Annotated in this window: 1 pseudogene; it reads right to left on the reverse strand. The window is 66.7% G+C overall.

Annotation, left to right across the window (positions count from 1 at the left end):
- Positions 1–45: 45 nt before the first annotated feature.
- A pseudogene (locus tag AC0IWM_RS23875) lies at positions 46–243 on the reverse strand (Uma2 family endonuclease); the annotation flags it as partial.

The raw sequence follows: 243 nt of genomic DNA on the forward strand, positions 1-243 counted from the left end.
AAGTGATGGGGCGCCGGGCCCGTGCCCGGCGCTTGCTCGGCCGGCTTACTCGGCCAGGCCGCGATAATAGACATCGCGCAGGGGCAGCGCGGATTGGATCGTCGAGAGGTCGAGGACTTCGTCAAGGCCGTCGATGACCCGGAAGCCGCCCCACCGCCCTTCGACGCGGTCGAACACTTCGAGAGGCGGTCGGTCCCGTGCCACGAGCACGTAATGCTGAAGCGAGGCGAGTTGCTGATAGAC

The organism is Methylobacterium sp. AC433 (genome assembly GCF_979253015.1).